The organism is Sphingomonas sp. CCH15-F11 (assembly GCF_001557005.1).
Taxonomy (GTDB): Bacteria; Pseudomonadota; Alphaproteobacteria; order Sphingomonadales; family Sphingomonadaceae; genus Sphingomonas.
On record NZ_LSKG01000085.1, the window covers coordinates 26,788 to 50,974 of the forward strand.

Annotated in this window: 21 protein-coding genes and 1 tRNA gene; 15 read left to right on the top strand and 7 right to left on the bottom strand. The window is 62.3% G+C overall.

The features are described from left to right. The first annotated feature begins 382 nt into the window (after positions 1-382). The 7 genes from AX709_RS08000 to AX709_RS08030 all read left to right on the top strand — a co-directional run bounded on the left by AX709_RS08000 (position 383) and on the right by AX709_RS08030 (position 6,413). Positions 383-1,213, top strand: a complete 831-nt coding sequence (locus tag AX709_RS08000) for an alpha/beta fold hydrolase (protein ID WP_066548579.1) — start codon at positions 383-385, stop codon at positions 1,211-1,213. A 128-nt stretch (positions 1,214-1,341) separates the two neighbouring features. Next, complete coding sequence (locus tag AX709_RS08005; RefSeq protein ID WP_156454204.1) at positions 1,342-1,905, top strand: hypothetical protein; 564 nt, start codon at positions 1,342-1,344, stop codon at positions 1,903-1,905. Positions 1,906-1,959: 54 nt separating this feature from the next. Beyond that, a tRNA-Gly gene (locus AX709_RS08010) sits at positions 1,960-2,033 on the top strand. Between the two features lie 186 nt (positions 2,034-2,219). Then, complete coding sequence (locus tag AX709_RS08015; protein ID WP_066548581.1) at positions 2,220-3,425, top strand: tyrosine-type recombinase/integrase; 1,206 nt, start codon at positions 2,220-2,222, stop codon at positions 3,423-3,425. 173 nt (positions 3,426-3,598) lie between these two features. Further along, on the top strand, positions 3,599-4,054 hold the full coding sequence (locus AX709_RS08020; protein WP_197432024.1) for a DUF6932 family protein: 456 nt from the start codon (positions 3,599-3,601) through the stop codon (positions 4,052-4,054). Next, positions 4,051-5,316, top strand: coding sequence for an XRE family transcriptional regulator (locus AX709_RS08025; RefSeq protein WP_066548586.1), 1,266 nt, complete (start codon positions 4,051-4,053; stop codon positions 5,314-5,316). The genes AX709_RS08020 and AX709_RS08025 overlap by 4 nt, the downstream gene beginning before the upstream one ends. An 11-nt stretch (positions 5,317-5,327) precedes the next feature. Then, the gene (locus AX709_RS08030) at positions 5,328-6,413 is read left to right on the top strand and encodes a beta family protein (RefSeq protein WP_066548589.1); all 1,086 of its coding nucleotides are present in this window, start codon (positions 5,328-5,330) and stop codon (positions 6,411-6,413) included. Here the strand turns inward: AX709_RS08030 and AX709_RS18590 are convergent. Continuing rightward, the gene (locus AX709_RS18590; RefSeq protein ID WP_156454205.1) at positions 6,370-7,050 is read right to left on the bottom strand and encodes a sce7726 family protein; all 681 of its coding nucleotides are present in this window, start codon (positions 7,048-7,050) and stop codon (positions 6,370-6,372) included. The two genes, AX709_RS08030 and AX709_RS18590, sit on opposite strands and share 44 nt — an antisense overlap. A 293-nt stretch (positions 7,051-7,343) precedes the next feature. Here AX709_RS18590 and AX709_RS08040 point away from each other — a divergent pair, with 293 nt between their 5' ends. Then, positions 7,344-9,536 (top strand): ATP-binding protein, encoded by a 2,193-nt coding sequence (locus AX709_RS08040; protein WP_231727459.1) that lies wholly within the window; start codon positions 7,344-7,346, stop codon positions 9,534-9,536. Between the two features lie 24 nt (positions 9,537-9,560). Here the strand turns inward: AX709_RS08040 and AX709_RS08045 are convergent, their stop codons facing one another. After that, positions 9,561-10,661 carry an HNH endonuclease gene (locus AX709_RS08045; RefSeq protein WP_066548598.1) on the bottom strand — a complete coding sequence of 367 codons (1,101 nt, stop codon included), beginning with the start codon at positions 10,659-10,661 and terminating at the stop codon, positions 9,561-9,563. Between the two features lie 408 nt (positions 10,662-11,069). Between AX709_RS08045 and AX709_RS08050 the strand changes: the two genes are divergently transcribed. Beyond that, the gene (locus tag AX709_RS08050) at positions 11,070-11,852 is read left to right on the top strand and encodes a hypothetical protein (protein ID WP_066548599.1); all 783 of its coding nucleotides are present in this window, start codon (positions 11,070-11,072) and stop codon (positions 11,850-11,852) included. A 421-nt stretch (positions 11,853-12,273) separates the two neighbouring features. On the opposite strand, the gene AX709_RS08055 is transcribed toward AX709_RS08050, so the two are convergent. The 3 genes from AX709_RS08055 to rlxS form a co-directional block, all read right to left on the bottom strand. Further along, positions 12,274-12,507: a helix-turn-helix domain-containing protein gene (locus AX709_RS08055; protein ID WP_066548601.1), complete on the bottom strand. Its 234-nt coding sequence runs from the start codon at positions 12,505-12,507 to the stop codon at positions 12,274-12,276. After that, entirely contained in the window at positions 12,500-12,925 is a 426-nt protein-coding gene (locus AX709_RS08060) for a CopG family transcriptional regulator (RefSeq protein ID WP_066548612.1), read from the bottom strand. Before AX709_RS08060 ends, AX709_RS08055 begins: the two co-directional genes overlap by 8 nt. Before the next feature lie 71 nt (positions 12,926-12,996). Continuing rightward, on the bottom strand, positions 12,997-14,955 hold the full coding sequence (gene rlxS, locus AX709_RS08065) for a relaxase/mobilization nuclease RlxS (RefSeq protein WP_066548616.1): 1,959 nt from the start codon (positions 14,953-14,955) through the stop codon (positions 12,997-12,999). A 306-nt stretch (positions 14,956-15,261) separates the two neighbouring features. Here rlxS and AX709_RS08070 point away from each other — a divergent pair, with 306 nt between their 5' ends. Further along, complete coding sequence (locus AX709_RS08070) at positions 15,262-15,624, top strand: hypothetical protein (protein ID WP_066548618.1); 363 nt, start codon at positions 15,262-15,264, stop codon at positions 15,622-15,624. Here AX709_RS08070 and AX709_RS08075 read toward each other — a convergent pair. Further along, positions 15,621-16,532, bottom strand: coding sequence for a HEPN domain-containing protein (locus AX709_RS08075; RefSeq protein WP_066548621.1), 912 nt, complete (start codon positions 16,530-16,532; stop codon positions 15,621-15,623). The two genes, AX709_RS08070 and AX709_RS08075, sit on opposite strands and share 4 nt — an antisense overlap. Positions 16,533-16,629: 97 nt before the next feature. Further along, the gene (locus AX709_RS08080; RefSeq protein ID WP_066548623.1) at positions 16,630-18,384 is read right to left on the bottom strand and encodes a ParB/RepB/Spo0J family partition protein; all 1,755 of its coding nucleotides are present in this window, start codon (positions 18,382-18,384) and stop codon (positions 16,630-16,632) included. A gap of 934 nt (positions 18,385-19,318) precedes the next feature. Here AX709_RS08080 and AX709_RS08085 point away from each other — a divergent pair. From AX709_RS08085 to AX709_RS08105, 5 genes are all read left to right on the top strand, one after another. Continuing rightward, a complete protein-coding gene (locus tag AX709_RS08085) occupies positions 19,319-19,786 on the top strand; it encodes a TIR domain-containing protein (protein ID WP_066548625.1) in 468 nt (155 codons plus the stop codon). Beyond that, positions 19,786-20,424 (top strand): hypothetical protein, encoded by a 639-nt coding sequence (locus tag AX709_RS08090; RefSeq protein ID WP_066548626.1) that lies wholly within the window; start codon positions 19,786-19,788, stop codon positions 20,422-20,424. Before AX709_RS08085 ends, AX709_RS08090 begins: the two co-directional genes overlap by 1 nt. Further along, positions 20,387-21,550 (top strand): nucleoside triphosphate pyrophosphohydrolase family protein, encoded by a 1,164-nt coding sequence (locus tag AX709_RS08095; RefSeq protein WP_066548629.1) that lies wholly within the window; start codon positions 20,387-20,389, stop codon positions 21,548-21,550. The genes AX709_RS08090 and AX709_RS08095 overlap by 38 nt, the downstream gene beginning before the upstream one ends. Then, on the top strand, positions 21,547-22,215 hold the full coding sequence (locus tag AX709_RS08100) for a uracil-DNA glycosylase (RefSeq protein ID WP_066548633.1): 669 nt from the start codon (positions 21,547-21,549) through the stop codon (positions 22,213-22,215). The genes AX709_RS08095 and AX709_RS08100 overlap by 4 nt, the downstream gene beginning before the upstream one ends. 72 nt (positions 22,216-22,287) lie before the next feature. Then, positions 22,288-23,733 (top strand): SIR2 family protein, encoded by a 1,446-nt coding sequence (locus AX709_RS08105; protein WP_066548634.1) that lies wholly within the window; start codon positions 22,288-22,290, stop codon positions 23,731-23,733. The last annotated feature ends 454 nt before the right edge of the window (positions 23,734-24,187 follow it).

A 24,187-nucleotide genomic window follows, 5' to 3' on the forward strand; every position in this document is an offset into this window, starting at 1 on the left:
GGGGTAGTCGCGCGGTAACCGGCAATAAAGTTCAGAAAGTGTGGGGGAGAATGTGGGGGAGGATTCTCAATCTTATAAAAAGCATAGATATATCAATGCTATGGTTTGAAAGTTCTATACAAGCCCTGCCACCACCGGCGGCAACGCCCTTTCGGATCGCTGCCGGTCCCGACCGTCGGACGGCCTGTCTCCACCTGCCGACATGAACCGGATGGAGCGACCGGCACCCGCGTGCTATCTGGCATATGCGCGCAGCCGATTTTGCGCGCCGGTATCTTGGCTCGACCCGAAGCTCCGTGCGCCGGCATCGTCAATCCCGCCTGCGCGACAGGATATGAGCCGCATCGCCTTCCCTGCCCCCGCATGAAAAGGAACCGAGCGCATGACTTTCGTGACGACCAGCGACGGCACCCAATTATTCTACAAGGACTGGGGCGCGAAGGACGCGACCCCCATCGTCTTCCATCACGGCTGGCCGCTCAGCGCGGACGACTGGGACAATCAGATGATGTTCTTCCTGCTCAAGGGCTTCCGGGTCATTGCGCACGATCGCCGCGGCCATGGCCGCTCGACCCAGACCGACAGCGGTAACGAAATGGATAGCTACGCCGCCGACGTCGCGGCGCTGACCGATGCACTGGACCTTCGCGGCGCCATCCATATCGGCCATTCGACCGGTGGCGGCGAGGTCGCGCGTTACGTCGCGCGCGCAAAGCCTGGACGCGTGGCAAAGGCGGTGCTGATCGGCGCGGTGCCACCGATCATGGTCAAGTCGGACCGGAATCCGGGCGGTCTCCCGATCGAGATATTCGACGGCTTCCGACAGGCGCTCGTCGCCAATCGCGCGCAGTTCTTCCTCGATATTCCCTCAGGGCCGTTTTACGGCTTCAACCGGCCGGGCGCCAAGGTGGACCAGGGCGTCATCCAGAATTGGTGGCGACAGGGCATTATGGGCGGTGCCAAGGCACATTACGACTGCATCAAGGCGTTCAGCGAGACCGACTTCACCGAAGACCTGAAGCAGATCGACGTGCCGACGCTCGTGATGCACGGCGACGACGACCAGATCGTCCCCTACGCGGACTCAGCACCGCTTGCCGTCGCGCTGCTGCGCCATGGGACGCTCAAGACCTATGCGGGCCTGCCGCACGGCATGTGCACCACGCACCCGGACATCGTGAACGCGGACCTGCTGGCCTTTATCTCGGGATAGGCGGCCGAGTTTGCCGCCGGCGGCGCAGCGTTTTCGTCGCCTCCCGCCCCTCACGCTTGCCGCGAACATCGCCTATTCTGCGCGCGTTTGATGCTTGGCGTGGAGCATGGATGATGCGAGCGGGATTCGTGATGTTGGGCGGCTTGGCACTGATTGCGGCCACGCCGGAACCGCGGGCCGCAGCGGCCGAGGGAGCTGGTGGTTCTCGGTCGGTATTCGGCCCGCCCGTTCCCTATGGCATCGCCACCCACGATGATCGGCGTGGCGGCCTGCCCGTCAACACGGAAGTGTCGCTGCGACTGAACGTAACTTTGTCGAGCAAGGATGCCGAGGAAGGCGATATTTTTGGGCTGACCGTTACCGACGATGTGCAGCTGAACGGCCAAGTGGTGATCCCCGCCGGCACACAGGCGACCGGCCGCGTAATGGGCGTGACCCGTCGAAGCATTCCCGGCCAGCCCGGCCGGCTGCTCATCGAACTGCGCAGCATCGACCTCCCCGGGGGCACCCTCCCGGTGTCCGGCACCTATTATGAGCGAGGGACCGTCGACAATGGTGGCCGGTTCGGCAATCCGGTCGGCGCGGCGATCGTCAGTCTGTTCGTCACGGGCCGATCGGCTGTGTTTTACCAGGGCCAGGTGCTGAAGGCTTATACCCGCCAGTCGATACGACCGGCTACCGCCGCCCGCTAAAGTCGGCTTGCCCGCCGCGCGCGATTTCGGCTAAGGCGCTCGCCTGCCGCGTGCGCGGGTATAGCACAATGGTAGTGCAGCAGCCTTCCAAGCTGAATATACGGGTTCGATTCCCGTTACCCGCTCCACTTCCCTGTCCAGCGCCGTCCGTCCCGAGCTAGACAACCCCCGGAAATCTGCGGTATTTGATGGCTCACAAGCCATGCCCATCCACCGTCGTTCAGCCGCAGTCGTGAGTTACTGGGGGTACGATTGGGGGAAGCCAAAACAGGCTGGGGGTATGGCACGTCACCCTGGGGGTACGGAGAGCCATCATGGCATTGACCGACTTTGCCGTCCGGCATGCGAAGCCTGCCGTTAAACAGTATAAACTGGCGGATGGCGCGGGCCTCTATCTGCTCGTCACACCAGCTGGCGGGAAGCTCTGGCGGCTGAAATATCGGCATTCCGGCAAGGAGAAGCTGTTGGCCTTCGGTGCCTATCCGGAGGTGAGCCTGGCCGACGCGCGCAAGCGCCGCGATGCCGCCCGCGAACAGCTGGCAGCCAGCAAGGACCCTGCGCGGGAGAAGCAGCGTGCCAAGGTCCGTGAGCGTTCGGAGGCGATGAACACCTTTGCCTCCGTCTCTGCCGAATACTGCGCCAAACGAAAGGCGGATGGCCAGGGCGGCTGGTCTCCGGCGACCGTGAAGCGCAGCGAGTATCTGCTGTCCTGCCTCAACGGTGCCTTGGGCAGCCTGCCGATCGGGGAGATCGAGCCCGGTGATGTTCTGGCTGCAGTTCGCAAGATCGAATCAAAGGGGACGCTGGAGAGCGCCCGCCGGACTTTGCAGCTGGCGGGCATGGTGTTTCGGTATGCGGTGGCGACCGCGCGGCTAGCCTCGGATCCGACGCGTGACCTTCGAGGCGCACTCGCGACACCTAAGGTGACGCACTATGCGGCGATCCTGGAACCTACAAAGGTTGGCGAACTGCTGCTGGCGATCGACGGCTATGAGAGCATGGGGCTTACCCGCCTTGCCCTAAAGCTTGCGCCTCATGTGTTTGTGCGCCCGGGCGAGCTTCGCCATGCTCGGTGGGAAGAGATCGACCTCGACGGTGCGCTGTGGACCATTCCGGCCGAGAAGATGAAGATGCGGAAAATCCACCGCGTGCCTCTGTCCCGGCAATCGGTGGCAATTCTTAAAGAGGTTTGCTCGATCACTGGCCCTGCCGGCTATGTCTTCCCGTCGGTCCGGACCCGCGCCCGTCCGATGAGCGAGAACACCCTGAATGCGGGCCTCAGGCGGCTGGGCTACACGACCGACGAAATGACGGCCCATGGGTTTCGCGCCATGGCCGCCACGCTACTCAATGAGAGCGGCAAGTGGCACCCCGATGCGATCGAACGGGCGCTTGCCCATGGCGATCCAGACAAGGTGCGCGCGGCATACACTCGCGGGGCGCATTGGAACGAGCGCGTCGCCATGGCGCAATGGTGGTCGGACTATCTGGACAGCCTACGAGCGAAGGCTGCTGCCTGAGTCGGTTGCAAGCCGCGCCATCAGGGGCGGCGGAAAATGGGCCGGTCGCAGACGGCCCGCACTTAGGCTGGGATGACGTCTTTGGTCGGCCGCGCATCACGCACCCGGCTAACACTCACTCAAGCTTGCTAAACACTGGACACAACGATATAGTTGTGTCCATGATACCGGACTTGATCGAGTTGGGTTCCCCTTGCCCTTGGGCCGTGCTGCCACCCGGCATTCACGACACGACCCTAGCCGAGGTCGAGGCGCGCTTCGCGACCACACCGCATCGCAAGTGGCTGTTCAATGGCTTCGTCCGTATGGCGGAGGCCCTCGCTCTCGCCGGATGCAGCTATGTCTACCTTGATGGTAGCTTCGTGACTGCGAAGCCGCACCCGGGCGACTACGACGGCTGCTGGGAGCATGACGGGGTCGACCCAGCCAAGCTTGATCCGGTCCTTCTCAATTTCGACAACAAGCGAGCAGCGCAAAAAGCAAAATACCTCGGTGAGATGTTCATTGCCGGAATGCCCAACGGGCCGGGCGGCCCCTTTCTCGACTTCTTCCAAGTCGAGAAGTCGTCCGGCCTAGCCAAGGGCATTCTCCGCATCCCGCTCGCGCCGCTGAAAGGAGCGACGCCATGATCACCAACGAAAGGCAGTACAGGTCGACCAAGGCTTCGATCGAGAAGCTGACGGTAGCCGCTGCCGCGCTTGAGGCCCCGACCAGCGACTTCCCTGAAGTGTTCGCGAAGGCGCAGCGCTCGGCACTTCGCAGCCAGATCGACGAACTCGAGGAGGAAGTGCGCTTCTACGAGGACCTTCGCGCGGGCAAGATTTCAGAATTCTCGGCGGACAGCCTGCACGATCTGCCTGATATCCTCATTCAGGCCCGCATCGCGCGCGGCATGAGCCAGAAGGATCTCGGTGATTTCCTCGGCGTCGCCGAGCAACAGATTCAGCGTTACGAGTCGGACCGCTACCGGATGGCAAGCCTCGACCGCCTCACCGAGGTGGCAGACGCCCTCAACGTGCGCATCGTCGAGCGCGCCCAACTGGTCGGCAGCCCGAAGCTCGATAGCGTCGATCCATCAGTCTGGCAGGCATTCCCGCTCGCCGAGATGTTCAAGCGTGGCTGGTTCGAGGACTTCTCGGGCACGCTATCGCAGGCGAAGAAAGCCGCTGGCGACCTGATCCCCGCATTTCTGCACGGAGCACATTCCCAGTTTGTACCGATGGCCCTGCACCGCAAGTCGGTGCGGTCGAGCGGACAAGTTCATGAGGCTGCTATTGCCGCTTGGGAAGCGCGCGTTCGGACACTGGCCGATCGCAATCCCCCCGACCAGGCGTTTGATCGTGACCGTCTCACAGCGGACTGGGTGCGCGGCCTTGTCGGGCTCAGTCTGAAAGACAACGGACCACGCCTTGCAGCCGACTACCTGCGCGATGCAGGCATATCGCTGGTGATCGAACGCCATCTGCCAGGCACATTGCTTGACGGTGCCGCGCTGGCGTCAGCCGATCACCATGCAATTGTCGCGATGACCCTGCGTCACGACCGGCTCGACAACTTCTGGTTCACGCTGCTCCACGAGATCGGCCATCTGAAGCTGCACATCCGGTTGGGTGAATATGCCGCGATCTTTGATGACAATGATTCGCCGGCGGCTGACAAGGTCGAGCAGGACGCCGACTACTTTGCGCAAGAGGCGTTGATCCCGGAGGCGAATTGGAACCTTGCGGTGTCGCGCTTCACCCGCAACGACAAGGCGGTCGTGGCCGATGCAAAACGCTTTGGCGTGTCACCTGCAGTGATCGCTGGCCGAATCCGGCGGGATGCGAATGACTACACCCTGTTCCGCACGCTTGTTGGCAATGGCGAAGTTCGCCGCCAGTTCGATATTTGAGAGGCGACGAAATGCCGATCACGCACACCGACTACGTTCCGATCCTCAAATGGCGGCAGGGCGAATACCAGGCGCTCTTGCGATTGCCGGACGCCGTCAAGGACAGGACCGTTCCTCTTATCGAGGTTACACCCCCCGATTTCGATTTCGAGACCTGGACTCCTTCGAAGTCGATCGACGATCACGTCGCAAAGTTTGCCGCTCGTTTTCGCGCAAAATGGGGAACTCGCCTTGCGCTGCTCGACTGCGGCCTGCTGGATCCGGCTGAGGTGATGCAGGACGGTAAGCATCCAATGCAATTCCTATGCGAGGAGGCATTCGCACGGGGTGCAACGCTTATCCCGGTCATCAGACTCGACAACAACGCGGCCTATCGCGCGGCCGTGACGACCGCGAACGCATTGATGCAGACCGGGGCGGTACTGCGTTGTTCTCTGGATGAAGCCCTAGATCCCGACTTTGACGCCAATGTCGGTGCAATACTTCAGCAGCTCGGTGTGACCATGGGCAACTGCGATATCGTCCTCGATCTCGAAGCACCAGCATGGGACCCACAGGACGTGCTGATCAACATCGTCACCGCTGCGATCCAGGCATCGAATGCGATGGCGACTGCGCGCAGCCTCATTCTTGCCGGTACATCATTTCCCGCTTCAATGGCTGAGGTCACCGGTCCGATCCAATTCTGGCCTCGAAGGGAATGGACGTTTTTCCGGGCGCTACTGGCTGCTCTTGGCGAGACCGTCCGCAAACCGACATTTGCTGACTATGCCATTGCCGCCAATGGGTACTCACAAATGGACATGAGGAAGGTGAAGCCTTCGGCGACAATCCGTTACGCCTGCGACGATGGGTGGATTATTGCCAAGGGCGTCAACGTGCGTGACAACGGGTTCGGGCAGTATCGGGGATGCAGCGGCACTATCACAGGCTCAGCCCATTTTCTGGGCTCGGGTTTCTCGCCCGGCAGCGACTATATCGAGCAATGCCGAGACGGGATTGCCGGCACCGGGAGCCTTTCCACATGGCGTTGGGTCGGCTCGAACCATCACATCACAAAAGTGGTGGCCGATCTCGCCATGATGTTCGGGCCTTGAGAGTTTCGCGGATAGTCTGCGAGAGACGGCGCAGCGGCAGCCTATCGACCAACATCTTGTAGAGCGTCGCGCGTGGAGCGCGGAGTTCTTGCTCCGAAACGCCAAGGCTTTTGAGGATCGCCTGCGCTTCAGGCCGCCACAGCAGACGGGCCAGAACGAGCGGATCGACGCCCTTGTTTGATCGTTCCGGTCGAACGCGACGGAACCGCACCCCTTGGGTCGTTCCGCGCTCGGCGACCATGATGCCCCACCAATCGGGCACCATCGTTAAGGCCGGCGCGAGATGTTTGGGATCGACGATCAACAAGGCCTTGTCGACCACCTCGCCATAGGCAGCCACCTGCCGCGGCAAGCGCTCCAAGGTATCGGCTCCAGCTTTGATTTCAACGCCGCGAATATGGCCATTTATTACGGCAATATCGATCCGGCAGCTACCATGATCGAGACCGAGTTCGTCGATAACGAGGGTATTGGGACAGGCTTGGGCGTGCGTGAGCAACCGCCGATAGGCAGCTTGTCTGACATCACTATCCCGAAGTGGTCTCGACGCCATACCGACACGATAGCTGTGGTCACGGTAGAGTGGCAATGGCCGATGTTCCGATCGTCTCGTGAGTCCGGCGCTGTCATAATGCATGAGCACCGGCGCAAACGGCAGGTTTCGGGATCAAATTGCAATGGGCTGAATGGCCGGTATGGCGCGCTTTGCTGAACGGCAGATTTGCTGAAAGCAGTCGGACGGCATTTGGGCCGCTAGCTGCCTAGCAGCTTTGCGGCAGCGAGGACCCAGTTTCGGCCATTCGCAGCGCTATCCCCGCCGCTGGGAATCGGACATCGGTTTGAAACCGTTCGCTTTCAGCTGGGATACAACTACGTGGGCGACGTCTGAGAAGCCATCGCTCCCAGAAAGCAAAAGTCTGCTTTTGAACGATGCGGACGACCACCTTGCTCGATCTGCCGATCCAGATCATGAAGAGCAAGCGGGAGGGGGTCTTGGACAATAATGAACATATTTCAGTCGCCGTGCAGGACGACTTCGTCGCACGGCAGACCCGCGCGAAGCCGATACCGGCGCTTGCCGAGCTGATCTGGAACGGGCTCGACGGCGATGCGAGCACGATCAATGTCGAGTTCGCGCACGACGATTTGGCCGGCGGGATGTCGCGGATCGTGATCTACGATGATGGCGAGGGGTTCTCCCGCGAGGAAGCCAAGGCGCTGTTCGGCAATCTCGGCGGATCGTGGAAGCGGCTGACCCGCCGCACGCGCAAGGCCGGGCGGATGGTCCACGGCCAGGAAGGGCGCGGCCGCTACAAGGCCTTTGCGCTCGGCCAATCGGTGACGTGGAAGGTCTGCTACAAGGCACAAGACGGCAACCGGGCGTTCGAGATCCGCCTGCTGGACGCCGATCTGACCGATGTCTCGATCAGTCCCGACGTCCCAGCGCCGGAGCGGCAGACCGGAGTGATCGTCACGATCGGCGACGTCCGCCGCGACTTCAAAGCATTCGAAAGCGCCGAAGGGCTGCAGGAGCTCGCCGAAATTTTCGCGCTCTATCTTATCAACTATCGCAGCGTAGCGATCCGGATCGGCGGCGAACGGCTCGACCCCGAGGCCGCGATCGCCAGCCAGCACAAACGCACTCTCGGCCCGATCACGGCCGAGGACGGCACCGAATATCCGGTCGAGCTCCACGTCATCGAATGGCGCAGCGACACAAAGCGCACGCTCTATTTATGCTCGGCGGAAGGCTTCCCGCTCGACCAGGTCGAGACCCGCTTCCACGTGCCCGGTTTCTATTTCTCGGCCTACCTCAAATCGCCTTATGTCGAGCGGCTCCACAATGAAGAGCGGATCGCGCTCGCCGAGATGGACCCTGCACTCAACGGCGCGGTCGACCAGGCGCGGTTCGCCATCAAAGAGTATTTCCGCGAGCGGGCCGCCGAACGCGCGCAGAATGTCGTCGATCAATGGAAGGCGGCCGACGTCTATCCCTATCGCGGCGAGCCGCAGTCGACGGTTGAGAAGGCCGAGCGCCAAATGTTCGATATCGTCGCGGTCCATGTGCAGGAGATTGCCCCCGACATCGGACTGGTCTCGGACAAGTCTAAGGCCCTGCACCTGCGGATGCTGCGAAGCGCGATCGAGCGCGGTCCCGAAGAGCTGCAGATGATCCTGAAGGAAGTGCTCGACTTGCCCGCGCGCCAGCAAAAGGAGCTGGCAGCCTTGCTGCAGGAGACGACGCTGTCGGCGATCATCACCGCCGCCAAGACTGTCGCCGACCGGCTGAAGTTCATCGCCGCACTCGAGAATATCGTGTTCGACCCCGAGACCAAGGGCCTTATCAAGGAGCGCACCCAGCTGCACCGCATCCTCGCCGAGAACACCTGGGTGTTCGGCGAGGAATACAATCTCTGGGTCAGCGACCAGGACCTCAAGCGCGTGCTCGAGCGTCACAAGCAGCATCTCGACCCGGCGATCTCGATCGACGATCCGGTCAAGGTGATCGGCAAGAAGCGCGGTATCATCGACCTGATGTTCTCGCGCGTGACGAGGCGGCACCGCGCCAACGACATGGAGCACATGGTCGTCGAGCTGAAGGCACCGAGCGTCAAGATCGGCGCCGACGCGATCACCCAAGCGAAGAAATATGCGATCGCGGTGCTCGCCGACGAGCGGTTCCACAGCGTAAAGGGGATACGCTGGCACTTCTGGCTCGTTTCGAACGATTATGATGCCTATGCGCGTAACGAGATCGACACCGGCCCCGATCCCGAACGGCGGCTGATCATGCGCGGCGGCAATGTGACCGTCGGCATCAAGACTTGGGGCGAGCTGATCGAGGAAAATCGCGCGCGGCTGCAATTCTTCCAGGAGCATCTCCAGCACACTGCCGACGAAAGCCAGGCGATCAAATACCTCCAGGAAAAGCACGCGAAGTTCCTTGAAGGCGTGCTGGTTATGGAAAACGATGGCGATCCCATCGACGCGCCGGGCGACCCCCAGGACGCGGGCACGGCAGGCACGGCAGGTACGGCCGACTCCGCAGCAGCTGCACAGGCGCACCGGGCGGTCACGGTGCAACCGGCCGGCACGACCAGCACCGACGCCGCGCGCACGTAAGCGCCAATCTTACAGCTTGGCCGCCTAGCAGTCGCTGAGCTGATCGGCGATGAAGGCGCCGAGCTTGCGCTGGAGCTCGGTCTTCTCCGCTTGGGTGAACAGTCGGCCATCCACCGGCCCAGCAACCTCCTCGAAGATCTGCTCGATCGTCGCGCCGCGCCCGCGCTCCTGGGCGATACTGACGACGCGGCCGATGCGTTTGGCCATATCGTCGCGCAGCGCCTGGTCGGCGAGCATGTGGGTCGCAGACCAGGGCAAAATCGCGAGCATTGCTTCGTCGATCGTGACATTGGCGGTCTGGCCGGTGAGGACATCAACGGCATAGGTCGCGCGATAGGGCTCGGTGCCGGTAAAGGGCAGAAGCAAGGCGACGCAGGCGATGTTGAAATATTCAACAAAAGCCAGCATCCGGCCCGCCGCCGGATCGCCGACCAGCGCGACGATATGCGAGACGCTTGCGTCGACCTTGAACCAGGCGGGATTGTGCCAGAGGAAGGTGTCGGGCGGCAGCGTGGCTGCGGTGCCTGAGGTGATAGAGCCGACATAACCGGCAAAGTCGGGATGGGGCGCGAAGCCCATGTGCGCGGCATAGAGGCTGGCGGCAACATACGCGGCGGGGAAGGTCACGGCCGGCCCCACTTGCAGCTGGTTGCGCAGCTTGCCCGTCGGCCGGGTGCGGGTGAGCTCTGCCTCGACGACCGCCGCCTCGATATCGAATTCGGCGAAGCGCGCCTTGACCCGACCGAGCACGGTCCGGAGTTCCTCGACCGACCGGGCCGAGACGCTGACCTCGACGCTGCCGTCAGGCTGATCGACCATCGAGAATTCGGGGCGGGTGAGCTGGAGCGTGGCGCCGAACCTGACCCAATAGTCGCGTCCTGCCTCGTCGGTCATGCGAACGGCCTGATTGGTGCCGCGGTCGCGCGAGCCGTCGAGATGCGACATGATCGGCTCGAACGCGCGGATCAGCGGCAGGTCGACCGCATCGCCCAATATGGTGTTGGCGTCGGCGCAGATCAGCCCCGTGGGTTTGAGGCGGCCGCCCAGCGCGCTTGGGACGATATGGGCACGGGAATCGTTGGCGTCGGTGATCGGAGCGCCGGTCAGGAGGCAGATTTTGGTCATGGAAGTTCAAGTCATCGTCAGTTGAATACCAGTCTTACAGCCCGGGTGTCGCCCGGCGCATTATCAATCGAACACGATTTTTCAGGCCCGCAAAACTGCCCTTGCTAGCGACAAAGCCCTTTCCCGGCGGATGCGGAGCATGCGCCACCGCTCCCGGCCCATGGAGCGGCAAGGACGCACCTTTGCGAGGGGCCGGCCGTCGCGGCGGCGTGCGCGCGCCTGTGGGCCAGCCGCCGCCACGCCCCCGCAAGTGTGCAACGCGGACCAGTAAAGGCGCGCGGACTTCTGGCGGCCTCCGCAGAAGCCCGCCAGTGTGCGCTCCATTGATCCGCGTTCCGCACCCGATGTTGATAGCGTCCGCACCGCGGACACGTCATGCGCGGCCGACACTGAAGAACTGAAGGCATCATGATTGTCGAAATCAACGAATCGATGGACGACTATTTCGACACAACCGACGCCATCACTGCGGCGTTGCGCGAGGAGAACAGTCCGATCCTGCAGACGCTGCACGGGTTTGACGGCTATTTCCGCAAGACGCTGTGGCGCGACGCAGGCGGGGTCGGGCCGATCGCGATGGTCCTGTCGATGAACGCCTACATGCTGTTCCTTGCCGGGGTTCGAGTAGCGATGACCGGCCATGTTACCGCATGCTTTCCGGTGCTGCGGACCGCGCTCGAATCCGCCTGTTATGGCTATCTGATCGCAAAGGATTCCGAGCTGAGCGCGGTCTGGACCGACCGGCATAAGGATGCGGACTCCAAAAAGGCCTGTCGCAAGGCGTTCGGCAGCGCCGTCACCGATGTCGCGAAGCGGGTCGAGCGCGAGCAGCCGGGTGGCGGGCAATGGCTGGCCGACGCCTATGACGCGGCTATCGATTTCGGGGCGCATCCCAACATCAAGTCGGTATTCGGGCATGTGCGGATATTGGAGGACGTGCCGGAGGATCCTTATTTTCGCGTCAACCTGGCGGGGCTCTATGGCGCGGACCATTGGGAGACCTACCGAATGCTGATCGGCTGCCTAGATTTCGCGCTGGCGATCGCAGTGGTGCTGACGCGCGCGCTCGACAATCCGGACCAAGAGCATCAGGAACAGCTGCAGGCGCTCAACGACGAGAAGAACCGTGTCAGCAAAGCGTTCTTTTCCGGCGGGAGCGAAGCTGACGACGACGACGCGGCGCAGACCTGATCAACCGATTGCCGAAATCGTAACGGTATCGTTCTATTCTCTAGATTGCTTACGATCGTTAGGCTTGACACCGCGAGTCGGTCTTCAGCCAGCCTAGCTCTCGAGATTGCTGCGCTGGACGTTGAACAGCCGAATTCAGGGTGCATAGCTGAGACGGCGCGCTTGATGAACCAGTGCCGGGTTTAGCTAACCCTCCCCCGAAAGCAGCCATTCCGCTTCCCGCCATTTCGGGTCCGCTTACACCACCTGAACGAACGACGGCTTTCGGGATCAACTGCCGGCTGGGCGAACGACCGAAATTGAGGCGCAAAGCTGTCACGGGCGTTTCGTCGACCAACAATCCCCCAAGACGCCGCTGCAGGACAACCGGCAACGGCGACACCCAATCTCCACTATCGCCATCCGGCAACCTGAGGCGGGTTCATCGCGCCCCGTCGCGCGCTTTCGCTCGCTCGATCATTTCTTCAACGCTGCGCATCGACACCAGGGTCATGGTGCCTAGCTTGATGACCTCGATCTCACCGGCCTTGATCAGCTCATAGAGCTTGGACCGCCCGATGCCGGTGATCCGGCAAGCCTCTCTGATCCTTAGCGTGATTGGCTTGACGTCGATCGTGTCGCGGCTCTCATGCGGATGGGCGTTGGGCTCAGTCACCGGTCCGTCCCTTGTCCGATTGCCCATGCGTGAGCCGTGCCTCGCTATCGCCGCGCGCCAGCAAGCGTCCGACGAGCTTGACGAACTCGTCATACCGCACGCGGCCAAGGCGGCTGGTCTCCGGATCGAACGCGGGCTGATGCGCGGTGAGCGTCAGCTGGTGACGAATGAACAGCCCCAGCGCCTCGGTCAAATAGTCGATCTTCTGCTCGGTGCGGTCAGCGATGCGGCTCTGCCGGTCGAGCCGGATGCCGAACCTTTGGTCGAGCTCATTGGTAGCCCGCCGGTCGAACCAGGCGGTCAGCGCATCGGTCAGGATCGCGGTCTTGGACGCGCCCGGTTTCGCCGCCATGGCGTCGAGCTTCTCGGACAGCGCGTCGGGCAGGTAAAATTGGTGGCGGGTCTTGCGGGTCTGCATGGGGCTAGCATGATTGGCGACCGGCCTTCGCGACAGATGCTCGCCGGGGCACCCTGGGCCATTGGCGATGATCAGACCCCACCGATGCTAGGCCCGGAGCGCCGGCGCCCCAACGTCCAGCTGATCGTGCCGCCGCGATCGATGCCGGACACTGGCCGTCCGATCTCCTTCTCGAGCACCGGTCGCCAGGGCACGAGCGTGAACTCGCGCGACTTCTCGATCACCGCGAAGCGCTCGGTCCCGACCTGTACCGACCCGCGGTAGATGCCCTCGACCGTCCCGCCCTGATGGGGCGTGTATTCGAGGCCCATTTCCTTTGAAAGTTGGCCAGCGACCTGCTGCAGCTCGCGTTGTCGGAGCGTGGCGATCAGGTTGGGCTGGTAGGTGCTGGTCGCGCCATCGCGCCAGGCGAGCCCCTGCTCCACCAGCCATTGCCGACGAACCGCAAGCGCCTGGCGCACCTGCGCCCCGAACCCACGCCCCAACGTCTCCGGTTCCCTGGCTACGCATTGCTCGTCCAGCCAAGTGACGCCCTGATGCCGGGTCAGCCGCTCGAGCGACTGGGTCGCAAGCGGTGCGATCTCGACCGGCCGTGCCGCCGCTGCGCCTCGCTCGAACACAAGCACACGGTCGAGATGGTCAGGTGCAATTTTCCAACTGCCATCGGGGAGCCGCTCGACCGCTCCCCGGCCCCGCCGGATCGCCTCGAGCCGACGGACATGCGCCTCGGCAAAGCGCTCGCTGGCGCTTGCGTCATGCCGCAGATGATGATCGACGCTGTAGATGCCCTGATTGGCAGCAGCGACCTCAGCAATGGTCCGGTCCACCTCGCGCACCTGCGGCACCATTGGGTCGACCCTAACGATCTCGGCTCCGCGCGTTCCATCCAGAATGGATCGATCGCCAACCGCGACATAATGACTCCGCCCATCAGTCGCAGCGACGATCAGATAGGGTCGGTCATGGTGGTCGCCCGCAAGACCCTGCGCGGCGATGCGGCCGATCAGCGGCTTGCCCTCGGCCGGATCGTAGATGGCATAGTCCTGGGGCGAGACCTCGGGGGCCGCGCGCTTCAACCGTCCTTGCATGATGGCGATGATGTCGCCACGCCTGCCCATTGCGCGAAGCGTCGGCTCGAGATCGTCGGCAAGCCGGTACCGGCCCCCGCCCTCTTCGGTGGCGAGGCCCATGCGGCTCAGCATGTGAAGCCGCCCTACCCGCAGGCTCTGCTCCTCGCTATTCGCATGCCAGGACGATGCCAATCCATCCGGGTCGCGGGATGCGAGCAAGGTGCGGTCGATCCGGGTGAACCGCTCCTGCACCATCTCGCGCTGGCGCGCCTCGAAGATCTCGCGGTCGGTGCGGGGACCGAGGTCGAGGTTGACCAACTCGGCGGCGCGCCCGGCCAGACCCCGGCTGATATATTCCCGGGCAATGACCAGGTCCTGCCCGCGATCATCGACCCCGCGCAGCAGGACATGGCTATGGGGATGGCCGGTGTTGAAGTGATCGACCGCGACCCAATCGAGCCTGGTGCCGAGGTCCTGCTCAACCTGTGCCATCCAGCGCCGAACGAGCGGCTTCAGGTCGTCGTACAGCGCGCCATCCTCGGCCGCGACGATGAACCGGAACTGGTGCCGATCACCCGCGCTGCGCTCGAGAAACGCCTTGCCGTCCACCGCATCGCTCGCCGGGCCGTACAAAAGCCCGCGCCCGCCCTCGCGGGTGGTGCCGTCGCGCTCGAGATAGCGCAGATGCGCGTGAGCCGCCCCCGCGCCCCTGCCGGCCAGCTTCGCGAACCGCGCCTTCACAACTACCCGGCGCGTGCGCATGCCGCCCGAGCGGGCCGATGTACCGAGCATCCGGCCAACCCCTGACCCGCGCCCGATCCGGCTGCCGTCGAAGCTGGCGCGCCGGCCTCGCAACCGGGCATTGCCACCCGCGAGGTTCGTTGCCTTTCGCAGCTGGTGCGCGAACGGCCGGTCAGCACCCACCCGCCCCAACCAAAGTCCGAACTCATCCTCGGCCATCGCCCTGCTTCTCCGCAAAGACAGCAGATGAGGGTGCGCCGTGGCTTTGCTGCAAGGGCCTCCACTCGCATCGGCTGGAAAGCCGCAGAGTCGCGCCAGTTTTGGGTCGTCAGCAGTTATTTGGAGGCACCGCCCAACCCATGCCTCCATCCAAAACGACGTGCAGACGCCAAGTTCGCTGCCGCTTGGAGGCAGCGCTTTTATCTTGCCTTACATTCCCACCGTCCCTGAGCCGAACCTGCCTTCTCAATGTTCCTGTTATGTTCTATCGATCAGCCCACAGTGATTCGATCAGGGGGCACCGACATGGCGATCAGGATTACACCGCTCGAGGACGCCCGGCTGCAGCTATCGGGCGATCTGGATGACGTGATCAGCCTGTCCGCCAGCGCTGCAGGCGACGGGTTCGTGATCGCGACATCGGACGGAACTTTGCTGCAAGGCGATGTCGATTCCACCACTCGGGCATGGCGGTTCTCGGTGCTCGTCGAAGGTGCCGGGATCGTGACGATCGGCCGCACTGATCGAGGCGATGTACTCGAGCTGGCATGGCGGGTTGAGTGGATCAGCGTTGCTCGGACGAGCAATGCGCGCTGCCGACAGAGTGCCGATCCGCTCCACGATCAGCGCGAGTTTATGTTCGATAATGGCGTGAGAATGGCCGCCTAGACGGCGGCCTCGAGGCTCGCGATGTGGCGCTCACAGGCCTGTTTGACCAGCGACTGGAGCAGCTCGATCCGCTCGGCCAGCCATGCCAGTTCCTCACCCGTGATCTTGTAATGCGGGGAGTAGCGGGCGTTGACATAGGCCTGCCGCAGCAGTTCGAAGCAGCGATTGCCGAACTTTGTGTTGCGCGGCCAGACCTCGATCAGCTCGGGCACCAAAGGCTCGGCCTGGCTGCGCAGGAAGTTGAGCTTGTGCGACTTCGGGCTGTACAGCGAGCGGGTCAGTAGCACGCAATGGTAAAGCCTCTCGGCTGCTTGGTGCAGGTTGAAAGCCGCCTCGTTGCTGTCACCACGCTCTTTCAGAAAGCGACCAGATGCAAGAAAGGCGTCTGCACTTGGGAACCATTTCGCGAAGTGAGTTCGAGATTCAGACAGCACTTCTGCTGGCAACACGGTCTCTGGTCGTGAGAGCGGGTAACCCTCCACTTCATACAGCATGACGCCATCGCGAACGATGTCGATGAAGAAGGGCCGCCCGCGCTGAAGCTGGTCGTTCACATCGGCGAGGCTGTGGACGATGAAGTTGACCGGTGCCGAAATACGCTGGGCGATCGTCACCTCGCGGGTGAGATGCTCGTCGGCCTTGGCCCAGAACTCGAGCGTGTCCGTGAGCCGCTCGTCGCTGACCACGACCAGGATGTCATAGTCGGAAAAGTATCCGCCGACCGGGTCCTCGACCCAGTCCCCGCGCGCGTACGATCCGTAGAGGATCACCTTGAGGATGCGGCCCTGCTTCTTCCATTTCTGGGTAGCGAGCGCGGTCGCATCCTCGAACTCGGCGAACAACAGCTGCACGACGCGCTCAAGATCGCGTCGTTTCCGGTCAGGCAGATGATCGAGGCTGGTCTTCATGATGGCTACTCAACCTTGAGGCATAAGGGACCGGGGATACAAGAAAAAGCTCGCCGGACGTGAAGCCCGGCGGCACCAACGCCGCCGGGCATTCGGATCAAGCATCGGGCTGGACCGGTTCGGCCTGTGGCTGGGCAGATGACTGCAGACCGATCAGCATCGCGACCGCTCTGGTGCGATCCACCGCCCCTACCCCGCCCCGCGCGGTGTAGCCGGATGCCGGGAACCGCAGCCAGCGCGGCACCCAGCCCTCGACCTTTGCCCGTCCGTTCTCACCACTCAGACAGTCCCGGATGATTGTCTTGAGCACCTTGCCGGTCGCCTTGGCATTAGCCTCGGCGACGGGTTTGCCCGCCACCTCCTCGACCATGGCAAGCAGCACCTCGCGGTCGCGGATCAGGTCGAACAGGACATTGTCCGCCTGCCAGACCGCTGCCATGTCTATGTCTAAATGCTGGCCCAGTTGGTCCACCATTTCGCTGCGCGCATGGAGCGTCTCGCCCATGATGATGGCGAGGATGGTGAGCACCTGCTCGTCGGCAAGCGGCAGCAACCGGGTGAACAGCGTTGCCAGTCCAAGCCCCTCCCCGCCGGCAAGGGTCGGCGTGTCACCGTCGAATCCGAGCACCGCTAGCATGGCCCGGCGTTTGGCATCGAACGCGGCTTCCGATGCGGAGAGCTCGACGCTTTCGACGATGGGTGTCGCGGCCCGCTGCTGCTCAATACGCACCGACCAGAGAGGCGAACCTGCGATCATGTGCGCCACCGCAACCCGCAGTGCGATCCCCGGCGCTTCGGCGAGTCTGGCGCGAACCGCCGCATGGCGATGAAGGTCGACATAGTCGTTGCAGGCCGCGCTGATCTCCGTGCGACCGGGCCTGTCGGCGGGTGCCTCGGGGGCGTTGCCCTTGGCCAGCTGTCGCGCTTCCTTGTGGCTCAGATAGCCTTCGTGGAAGGTCACCTCGCCGCGATGGCCGATGGCGATATAGACCTTGCCGCCCTGCCGCTTTGACCGCTTCTCATGGTCCCAGCTCTGGAAATGCTGTCCCGGCTCAAGGATCACCACCTCGGCCCAGCCCGCCGCCCGATAGGCCTCGGCCCGCTCAGCGATGGCCGCATGCTGCGCAGCCCAGAACGCGTCGGCATCGGCAAAATAGCTGTCCTCGCCGAACAGGTCGGCGACGATCTCGTCCTTGAACCCGGCAAGGTCGAACAGCGCAACCTTGGTCGAGATGGACGCCCCGCCGAACAGCCATGACTTGAGCGCATGGCCGGTGGGCGTCCGGGTATCGGGGTCGTCCAGCATCGCCAGCCATTCGCGCTGGCGGGCTTTGGAAGCGAGGGTCAGGTACCGGACGGTCAGGGCATCGATCGCTTCGCTGCGATAGAGGCTGCGAATGCGGGGCAGCAGGTTGCCGAGCGCGAGGGTGCGCTTCACCTGCAGCTCGGTCAGCCCGAACACCGCCGCGATCTGCTCGGGCCTGCGCCCTTCTTGGACCAGCCGGGTGAAGGTCTCCCACCGGGTCACCTCGTCGGGATCGAGCCGGGCGATGTTCTCGATCAGCGAAGCTTCGAGCGCTGCGGCATCGTCTCCGGCATCGATGACCGCGCAAGGGAGCGCATCCACGTCCCCGCCCTCCTCTGCAACGGCCAGCGCGGCATGATAGCGCCGCTTGCCTGCGACGATCTCATAGGTGTCGGGCGATCCGTTCTGCCGCACGATCAGCGGGACCAGCACGCCCCTCGCCCGGACGGACGGCAGGATGTTGGTGAGGTCGGGGGCCTTGCGGCCTGCCCGCATGTTCACAGGCGAGACGCTCAGCTTGGCGATGTCGATATGCTTGAGTTCCATGGTCCTTACTCCTTTTCGAACACCGCACCGCCCCCGGAAAAGGGGGGTGGGCGGCAAGGAGCGAACCGGCGGTCCCGCTCGAGCGGCGGGCTGCACCCGGAGGGCCGCAACGCAGTGGAGGACCTGGGCGAAGCCCGGGTTGCAGACCGCCGCGGCGGGACTAGAGGGCAGCGACGCCCACCCCCCTTGGCCGCGGCCGGCGGACCAACGCCAGCGCGTCAGCGCTGTCCGCATCCCCGGCACTTCGCCGGCCCTCCGCGTTAATGATCGCCACCCCGGCAGGGGCCGAGACCCGCCAGGGGCTCGGTGGAGCGTCAGCGGAATAGAGCATGATCGCGCCTCAGGCGCGAAACGCCATTACAAATTTGGACTTTTTGTCAGCTTTGCGCCTCAATCTACGTCGTAGCCAGCCATGTGATGTTTTCCTAAGAGCTGACATTTAAATGCCAGAGGAAGGATGCTTCCGCACGGCCGACTGTGTTTGGCGACCCGCAGATGACCACCGCGCTGCTTGACCGCGTCGCCCATCACTGGGATCTCGCCGAGACCGGCAGCGCTATCTATTGCTTCAAGAACCGCAGCTGATCGCCACCTTCGGCCACTTAAAAAACCTATCTAGCTGGGCGCGCCTCGGGTCATGCTACGGACTCGATGACAGCGTCTTCGCAACCTAGCACTTCTTGTGCCACCATCGTCCCGGCGATCGCGTTTCGCTGTTCGGATTCAGCGGCGGCGCTTGTATGCGGCTGTCTCCCGCCGCCCGGCATACCCGGCGCTATTCCTAATGCGCCAAGAGGAGCCCACGACAGTCCACGCCGCGGTGGCGGGCAATAGATCTAATTTCGACTAATCAATGCTACCGTCCTTTCGGAAATGCCTTTCTTCCTTCGTCAATCATCATTAAAATGTCCGGATATATATTGGGGGAGTTCGAATGTCGGACATGAAGAACGTCTTTATCAGCCATGTGCACAAAGACGACGCAGGACTGGGTAAGCTTAAGGATCTGTTGGCGCCGAAGGGAATGACGATAAGGGATTCGTCGATCCATACAGGCAAGTTCAACAACGGGTCGGACGAAAATTATATTAAGACCCAGATACTTGCGCCCGCGATCAATTGGGCCGGTGTGTTCATCTGCTATGTTTCGCCGCAGACCAAGGACAGCGCGTGGGTCAATTGGGAAATCGAATATGCGGCCAAGCAGGGGAAGCGCATCGTCGGTGTTTGGGAACATGGTGAGAAGGAGTGCGATTTGCCGGCCGCTCTCAGCGAATATGCCGATGCGCTCGTGGGCTGGAACGGCGATGCCATCATCGACGCCATCAACGGCAAGGATAGTTGGGAAAAGCCCGATGGCGGTCCGTGCGATACGGTTGGTCTCAAGAAACACCCCTGTTGATGCCGCGGCTCCATTCGTACGTCGTGCGCTATGATAGCGGCTTCGCGCCGAACCCTTTTTACGGCTACTGCACGCTCGCGACTTGCAAACCCGATATCCGCAGATCGGCCAGTATCGGTGACTGGATCGTGGGTACTGGTAGCAATGAGCGGCGTATTCAGCGCGGCGGCCATCTTGTCCATGCAATGCGCGTGACCGAAATCCTGAGCTTTCAGGACTATAATGCCGATCCGCACTTCGCAAGGAAAAGGCCCTATCGCAGCGGCAGCCGGAAGCAGAGCTGCGGCGACAATATCTATTTTCGCAATCCGGATGACGATGGGTGGTTACAACGCGATTCCTTCCACACAACCGATACGGGGGATCAGCACGAACGCCACATCGCGCGGGACACGGGCGTTAATCGCGTGCTGATCAGCGAGGACTTCATTTACTTCGGTGGATATGGGCCGAAAATTCCTGCGAACCTGGTTGATGGGGGTGGCCGTCAGGTCTGCAAATCGGGGATCGGTCGGAATGTTTTCGACGACCCTAGATTGATCGGTGCATTCGAGGCCTGGGTGCGCTCGCTCGGCGACGGCGGATATCAGGATGCCCCTTATGAATGGAGACAGCTTCGTGGCGGCGTCCGGTACTGACACTGTGCGCGGTTCGGTGCCGCTGCGCGATTATATCGATCGGATCGAGGGCACCGATGTGCTGGATCCGAATAGTCTCGAACCGGTTCTGCTCGGACTTTTCGGCGAAGTCGGCGGCATCATGTCGACATCCAAAAAGCATGAGCGCGAAGGCGACGCCTTTCCCGGCTTCCGCAAGGCGGCCGAGGAAGAGTTCGGAGACACGCTCTGGTATTTCGCCGCCCTTTGCCGCCGTACCGACTTTTCTCTGGAGGAGATATTCACCGAAGCGAGCGCGAACGGGACCTATCGGCAGATCGGCGCAGCGAGCGATTACAGCCCAGGCGCGATCGCCCATATCATGGTACCCGACACGAATGTTCATCTCGATACCGCGCTGTTTGATTTGGGCCGTGCCGCGTCGGCGCTACTGGGGAAGTCGCCCGCGCGCGCTGACCTTGTAACCTTCGCTGGCCATTATCTACAGGCACTCAGCGGCGCAGCGCTCGATTTTTCCACCGTGGTCCGCACAAACATTAAAAAAACGCGCGGCGCTTTTCTGGTCCCCGATCCGACGGACCTCTGCGATTTCGATGAGGGCTTCCTGCCAGAAGAGCAGCTTCCCCGGCAGTTTCGCATCAAGGTCAGCCAGCGGGCGAGCGGCAGGACCTATCTGCAGTGGAACGATGTGTTCATCGGCGATCCTTTGACCGACAATATCGCGGACCGCGACGGTTACCGCTTCCACGATGTCTTCCATTTCGCAAATGCGGCAATCCTTCATTGGTCGCCTGTCGTGCGCGCGCTCATCAAGCAGAAGCGAAAGAGCCGGAAGGACTATGATGAAGAGCAGGATAGCGGGCGCGCGATCGTCGTCGAAGAAGGTCTGACGGCCTGGATATTTTCGCGAGCGAAGGATCTGAATTTCTTCAAAGATCAAAAGCGCATCTCTTTCGGTGTCCTCAAAACGATCAGCGAATTCGTCGAAGGTTATGAGGTTTCGCGCTGCCCACCCAAATTGTGGGAGCGCGCCATTCTGGACGGATATGCGGTTTTCAGGCAAATGAGTGAGGCGCAAGGCGGGTGGATCGTGGGTGATCGCGATGCGCGCACCATCCGTTACGAGCCGCTTGAGGAGCCAAAATGAATACCCAGTCCTTTGTTCGCGCGGTCTCCGATCTGACCTTCGACCATTGCTTCAACCCCTATACGGACCGCTGCGAAGCCTTTGATCGAACCGATGCGGCAAAAACGCGCTCAGCCGCGTTGGCGGCGATGCTCGAAAGCGCAATGTCGGCCCCGGTCGATGCCATCTGGGTCGGGCGTGATCTCGGGTATCGCGGGGGTCGGCGAACCGGCCTTGCATTGACGGACGAAGTCCATGCCGGTGCGCACATGAGCCGGTGGGGCGTCGAGGTCGAACGGCCAACCGTTGGAGACGTCGTGGGCGAACGCACCGCTGCGGTCATCTGGACGATGCTGGCGCAGATCGACGCGCGCATTTTCCTCTGGAATGTGTTTCCGCTACATCCGCACGAACCCGGACGGCCCTTTACCAATCGCACCCATAATTCCAAAGAGCGCCGGGCGGGCGAGGAAATCTTGTCTCTCCTGATTACGCTGCTGCGACCGCGAAGAATTTTCGCGATCGGCAATGATGCCGCGCAAGCGGTAGTTCGTATTGACGACCGTCTCGAGATGATCCCTGTTCGACATCCCAGCTACGGCGGGCAGACGCAGTTCCTCAGCCAGATACGGGAAGCCTATGAACTAACGGTAGCTGAGGAGCCGGAAATGCGCCTGTTGCTTTGACGGCGGGCGGCAAGAACGGGCAGTCTGGCAGCATGCCGTGCCCGCGTCCCTAACGAACAAGGTGGATGGGGAATGACCAAAGCGGCGATGACGCGCTTCCTGAAGGAATATCCGACCGCCTTGGCCGATGGCGTCGGCGCGGTGTTCGTCGGAGCAGGGATGTCGATGGCTGCCGGCTATCCGTCCTGGGTCTCTCTGCTGCGTGAAATCGGCGACGAACTTGGCGTAAGTTCGCGCGATATCCAGGATCTGGCGGCCCTTGCACAGTGGAGCATTCAGGAGAGCGGCAGCGCAACGCGCGTCCGCAATGTCATCAAGGAGCAGATCGGTAAGGACCATGACGTCCCCGCTACGCTCGAGGTGATAGCCCGGCTGCCAGTGCATCATATCTGGACGACCAATTACGATCGCTTGGTTGAACGCGCTTTTGCGGCGATCGACCGGCCGCTCGACGCATTGTCGGGCGCAGCGGATCTGTCGCTCAAGCCGACGCCGGGCGCCGCACGGCTTTACAAAATGCACGGTTCGATCGACCGGCTCGATGACATCGTGATCTCAACCGACGATTATGAGCTATTCCGCAGTCGGCGAGGGGCATTCCTGCCGCTCCTTCAGGCCCATCTCACGAACAAATCAATACTGTTCGTTGGTTTGAGCTTCACCGACCCGAATATCCGACATGTTCTCTCGCTGATCCGCGAGAGCTTTACCGATGCACCCCCCGAGCATTTCGCGATCGTTCGGCCTCCGCATCCGGACGATTTCGATACCGAGGACGAGTATAAGGCGCGGCTGGCGCAGCATAAGCTATGGGCGAAAGATTTGAGGCGCTACGGGTTGGTTGCCGTCGAAATCGACAGCTATGACGAAGTCCCCGGCCTGCTTCGCCAAATCGAGCGGCGCGTGGCGGCCCGGCGGGTATGGGTGAGCGGGAGCTGGCCGCTCGAAGATGGTGATGGCGCTGCCGCGCGTTATTCTTTGGCCGAAGATATCGGGCGCTGGATCGGACACACGGCGCGCGACCTTGTCAGCGGCGCGGGCCTCTTGGTGGGATCGGGCACCATTGCCGGTTTCTTAGAGGCGCTGCGCGACCGCGGCGGATGGGATCTGAGCCGTAGGCTCATTGCCCGGCCGTTTCCGCAGCCCTTGGCGGGCCGGGCGGCCGATCAAGCTAAATGGACGATGTTGCGCCATGAACTCGCGCGTCAGGCGGGCGCGGTGATATTCATCGGCGGAGCCAAAATAGACGGCGGGGACTTGGTAGTGGCTCGCGGGGTGATGGAGGAGTTCGAAATCGCGCGCGAGGCCGGCGTGTTTCTCTTGCCCATCGGGGCGAGCGGCGGCGCGGCCGCAGAGATCGCCGCTGCAATTCTCGGATCCAAGCTCCCGGCGATCGGGCCAGAGGCCGTCAGACCCACCGACGCGGAACTGCAATTGCTGATAGACGAGAGCGTCGAGCGAAAGGCCGTCCTCGAGTGCGTTGCCGCGATCCTCGAACGGGTCGGAAAGGCTGCATGAACCCCGGCAGGACCAGCGGCGCGCGGCGGTGATCACATCAAAGACTAACCAACTCAACGTCAGCTTTGGCAATTTTTGCGCCTATAGCCGTCAATCCACTATCGGCCCAACAGTGGACGCTCATTAAATGTCGGGCGACTGGCACTCCTGAAGCGCATCACCTTTTGTGACATGCACGACAGAGGCTTGCTTCAGGGGGTATAATTGGGGGTGTAAGCGAAAGTCTACATCAGCCAAAACCTCGGAAATCTGCCGCGTTTGCAGTCTTTTCGATTCCCGTTACCCGCTCCACCGCCCCCTTCCCGAAACGTCCGAGCTCCTAGTATCCGCTGTCATATGAGAGCTTTACCGGCACGTTGTCACCCGAGTCTCTGGTAGAGCGCATCGGGGACTGACTGGTAGCAGACGGGGCGGAGGAAGCGGTCGATGGCGAGGGTGCCGACGGAGGTGGAGC

Coding starts and splice junctions, on each gene's coding strand:
- AX709_RS08015 (WP_066548581.1), top strand. CDS start 2,220: ATGGCATTGACCGACTTTGCCGTCCGGCATGCGAAGCCTGCCGTTAAA.
- AX709_RS08030 (WP_066548589.1), top strand. CDS start 5,328: ATGCCGATCACGCACACCGACTACGTTCCGATCCTCAAATGGCGGCAG.
- AX709_RS08080 (WP_066548623.1), bottom strand. CDS start 18,384: ATGGAACTCAAGCATATCGACATCGCCAAGCTGAGCGTCTCGCCTGTG.
- AX709_RS08105 (WP_066548634.1), top strand. CDS start 22,288: ATGACCAAAGCGGCGATGACGCGCTTCCTGAAGGAATATCCGACCGCC.
- AX709_RS08100 (WP_066548633.1), top strand. CDS start 21,547: ATGAATACCCAGTCCTTTGTTCGCGCGGTCTCCGATCTGACCTTCGAC.
- AX709_RS08070 (WP_066548618.1), top strand. CDS start 15,262: ATGGCGATCAGGATTACACCGCTCGAGGACGCCCGGCTGCAGCTATCG.
- AX709_RS08085 (WP_066548625.1), top strand. CDS start 19,319: ATGTCGGACATGAAGAACGTCTTTATCAGCCATGTGCACAAAGACGAC.
- AX709_RS08045 (WP_066548598.1), bottom strand. CDS start 10,661: ATGACCAAAATCTGCCTCCTGACCGGCGCTCCGATCACCGACGCCAAC.
- AX709_RS08095 (WP_066548629.1), top strand. CDS start 20,387: ATGAATGGAGACAGCTTCGTGGCGGCGTCCGGTACTGACACTGTGCGC.
- AX709_RS08050 (WP_066548599.1), top strand. CDS start 11,070: ATGATTGTCGAAATCAACGAATCGATGGACGACTATTTCGACACAACC.
- AX709_RS08075 (WP_066548621.1), bottom strand. CDS start 16,532: ATGAAGACCAGCCTCGATCATCTGCCTGACCGGAAACGACGCGATCTT.
- AX709_RS08025 (WP_066548586.1), top strand. CDS start 4,051: ATGATCACCAACGAAAGGCAGTACAGGTCGACCAAGGCTTCGATCGAG.
- AX709_RS08090 (WP_066548626.1), top strand. CDS start 19,786: ATGCCGCGGCTCCATTCGTACGTCGTGCGCTATGATAGCGGCTTCGCG.
- AX709_RS08060 (WP_066548612.1), bottom strand. CDS start 12,925: ATGCAGACCCGCAAGACCCGCCACCAATTTTACCTGCCCGACGCGCTG.
- AX709_RS08040 (WP_231727459.1), top strand. CDS start 7,344: ATGCGGACGACCACCTTGCTCGATCTGCCGATCCAGATCATGAAGAGC.
- rlxS (WP_066548616.1), bottom strand. CDS start 14,955: ATGGCCGAGGATGAGTTCGGACTTTGGTTGGGGCGGGTGGGTGCTGAC.
- AX709_RS08000 (WP_066548579.1), top strand. CDS start 383: ATGACTTTCGTGACGACCAGCGACGGCACCCAATTATTCTACAAGGAC.
- AX709_RS18590 (WP_156454205.1), bottom strand. CDS start 7,050: ATGCATTATGACAGCGCCGGACTCACGAGACGATCGGAACATCGGCCA.